This window comes from Deltaproteobacteria bacterium, from assembly GCA_019309045.1.
Taxonomy (GTDB): Bacteria; Desulfobacterota; Syntrophobacteria; order BM002; family BM002; genus JAFDGZ01.
This window is the reverse complement of record JAFDGZ010000167.1, coordinates 1-3,340: the sequence shown is the minus strand read 5'-3', so window position 1 is coordinate 3,340 and position 3,340 is coordinate 1. Positions and strand designations below refer to the sequence as shown.

3 protein-coding genes are annotated in these 3,340 nt (G+C 50.1%); all 3 read left to right on the top strand.

Annotated features, from left to right (window positions below):
• Positions 1-1,253 (top strand): hypothetical protein (locus JRI89_17205; GenBank protein ID MBW2072969.1); only part of this gene is annotated, 1,253 nt, incomplete at its 5' end.
• Positions 1,254-1,383: 130 nt separating this feature from the next.
• Complete coding sequence (locus JRI89_17200) at positions 1,384-2,499, top strand: phosphotransferase (protein ID MBW2072968.1); 1,116 nt, start codon at positions 1,384-1,386, stop codon at positions 2,497-2,499.
• 222 nt (positions 2,500-2,721) lie between these two features.
• On the top strand, positions 2,722-3,340 hold a 619-nt coding region (locus tag JRI89_17195; GenBank protein MBW2072967.1), incomplete at its 3' end, for a hypothetical protein.

Sequence of the window (3,340 nt, the reverse complement as noted above, 5' to 3'; positions counted from 1 at the left end):
TGATACCGCCAGAATATGATGTCTCCTCAATTCTGGCGCTTGCCGATTTTATCTTGTCTCTAGAGTTTGCAGAATTTCTTAAAATAGCTGTCAACTTGCCGCTGCTAGTGGATGGAATCATTCTACAAGACAAGACCGCATCACTTCCGGAAGCAGAGATTGATCTCTCATGGGAGACAACAATAGAGGAACTCTCCCGGCGTCTACCAGATGAAATAGACCTCACAGACAGCAGCCAGGACAGGGTAATCTTTGCAGCTGCAACTGATTTGCTCAACGATTATCCGGACATCTCAACCCTGCAGAACCTCGATCAGTGGCTGACCTCCTCGCCGGAGAGCTTCAAGGATGCCATGTTGTTGGTAGCAAAGCTCGCCCTCTCCAGAATACATGTCAAACGGTTGGCTGCTCCTCTGCATGTATCTGTGGTGCTTGCCATGTACAACGAGCACAATCGCATTCTCCCCAAGAGCGACGACAACCCCTCTGGGGAAGATTTTGTGCGCCGCAAGGTGAAGCAGATGGAATGGCTGCTGCAAGATTCTCCTGCGAGTTTTGCCCTGATCCTGGTTGATGACGGCTGCCCGAAGCAGAGCGGCAAGATTGCCCAGCAAATCATTGAAAGCGAAGGATACAGGAATGTGAAGCTTCTGCATCTCGAAGATGCCATCAAGTGTCAGCTGCCCATTGTCAGCGGAATCAAAACAACCTCTGACAGCAGAAAAGGTGGTTCTATCCAATATGGCATGTGGCAAGCATTGCAGGATTATACTGAAGGCGACAACCAGCACGTGGTTGTCTTCACTGACGCAGACATGGCCGCGCCCTTGAATGAAATTGGCCTTTTGTTAGGAAAACTGGACGATAAAACCATGGTCGCCATTGGTTCACGCTACGACGCCGGCAGTGTCTGCCGCGGCCCATGGGGGAAAAATGGCAAGGTTCAAGGGTTGACCGATTTCGACCGGCTCATGGTGGGGTTGCGGAGTTTCCTGTTTTCAAAACTGTTTCCCCAAACAGGCCATATTACAGATACCCAGTGCGGCCTGAAGTGTTTCAAAGCAGAACTGTTGAGAACCATACTGCCGAAAACGCAGGTAAGAACTTTCTCTTTCGATATCGAGCTGTTGCTGCTTGCCGCAGCTGCCGGCTCAGTCATCGCCTCGGTGCCCATTTACTGGCATGACAGCCTGGCCGAATCAAATTTCTGGAGACAGGCAGCTGCAAGCGAAGCCGCTGCAGGGAGTCACTAGCGGCAGTACAAAGGGAAGACTCGCCCGAAGCAAGGTATTCTGGGGTATTCTAGAGCTATTGTTGCCGGGCATTTTTGCCATTGCCTCCAGCCTATCTATTCCCCCTGCCCTGTGTTGCTCGAGTGATTGAATGGCCCGTCAAGAAACAAATGCAGCACCTCCGGGAGATGCCCACAAACAGCTGGCAAACCTGGTATGTCAACACTATGATCTTGGCCAGATTTGCCGCCTGGAGCGCATTGATCTGGGCTACATCAATGTGAGCTATACTCTGGTTATGAACAAAGACGGCGCTGTGAAGCAATATCTCCTGCGCCGCTACCGAACAGGAACATCTGAAAGCAGAATCAAATTCGAGCATGCCTTGCTGGCAGAACTCGAGGCACGAGGCTTCAGCCTTGCTCCCAGCTTGATACCAACGAGACAAGGCAGCACTTATGTAAAGACAACCAGCCTCTTGAGAGGGCTTCATAAAGATTATGTGGCTATTTTCAGCTATCTGCCTGGAGAAGACCGTTACAGTTGGCACAGGCCATTTTGCACTGCTGTGGAATTGAAAGAAGCTGCCCGAGTACTGGCACTCTACCACAACACTATCACCGGCTGGCAGGGAATTGCCGAATGGCAGGGGCCGAGAATCATAGACAAGATTCCCTGGCTGCCGGAGAAATGGCAAAGGCAGGCTCAGCAAGCAGCAAACTCATCCTTTGATCGTCTTTTTTTGAGAGAAGCGGATTTTCTCAGTACCATATTGACCAATCCAAGATATATTCCCCAAAGAAGTATCTATGACGATCTGCCGCATCTTGCCATTCACGGCGATTACCATCCCGGCAATCTCAAGTTTTCTGGCAGGGCAATAACAGGACTTTTCGACTTTGACTGGGCAGAAATGGATGCCAGGTGTTTTGATGTGGGACTCGCCCTCATGTATTTCTGCTGTTCCTGGGAGCTCAACTCGAATGGAGATCTCCTTGTGGATAAAATCCAGACATTCATGCAGTCCTATCAAGAAAGTGCCCAAGATATTGGCCAACTCGGCCCCCTCTCTATTGCTGAACTACAGCACCTTCCGAAAATGATCTTTGCCGCTGATGCCCACATTATCGACTGGACAATAAACGACTACTACCATTTCAGGTCAGATCCTGACCAGTGTCCTCTCTACTTTCAGCATGGGGTGAATTTGCTGAAGTGGCTCGAGAGAAATTGGACAGCATTGAGCCTTCTAAGTCGAGACCTGTAGGCAGGACTTTTTCGTGCTCCTGGTATTGCTCCGCATATTTCATAGACAGGTGTTATTTGAACTTTGCTATAATTTCTGCGCAGGAGGCAAGGAGACCGAACCTGTGAAGGCAGTTCGTAATGACTGTATTTGTGTGGTTGAGGCCGGGTCTTTTATAATAAACAAGAAAAGGCTATTCCCGGGCTGCTTAACCCAGTCGACCCGATACCAGCTCAGATAAGAATGAAAAAGCTTGCTGCCACTATCATCGCATGTGTGTTGTTTGCGGCTGTTCCTGCTTCGGCAGATCTGGCCTGGGACTACTACAGGCGTGGTCTGGAAAGTTCTTTTGCCTGCAAGAAAATCGAATACTTCAGCAAAGCTATCAAGCTGGATCCAAACCTGGCAGCGGCTTACGAAAAGAGAGCAATCCACTATTTTTTTCAGGAAGAGTTCGACCGGGCTATTGCCGATTATACCAGGGTCGTAGAGCTGGTTGCTGGCAATGCGGAAGCCTATAAAATGCGGGGTTTGAACTATCTGCGAAAAGGCCACCGTCAGGGGTTCATGGCTGAAGTTAAGAGGCTAGCTCATCGGTACATGAATATGGGCTCGGGCGACTCCAGAGAGCTGTTGTCTCTTGCCATAGCAGATTTCAGTCGAGCCATTGAGCTGGATCCGCAAATGGCTGCTGCCTTCGCTTATCGGGCCGAAGCTTACAGACTCGTTGGCATGATGACTGAAGCCATTCGCGATGCCAGCGCGGCAATACATCTGAAGAGGGATCCGCAAAGCACTGCCCTGGGATATGCTGCCCTCGCAGAGGCTTATCGACAGCTGGGGAAAAACGAGCTTTATGAGA

What these genes read in the sequence shown, in the direction of transcription:
- JRI89_17200 (MBW2072968.1), top strand. Translation starts at nt 1,384, where the DNA reads ATGGCCCGTCAAGAAACAAATGCAGCACCTCCGGGAGATGCCCACAAA.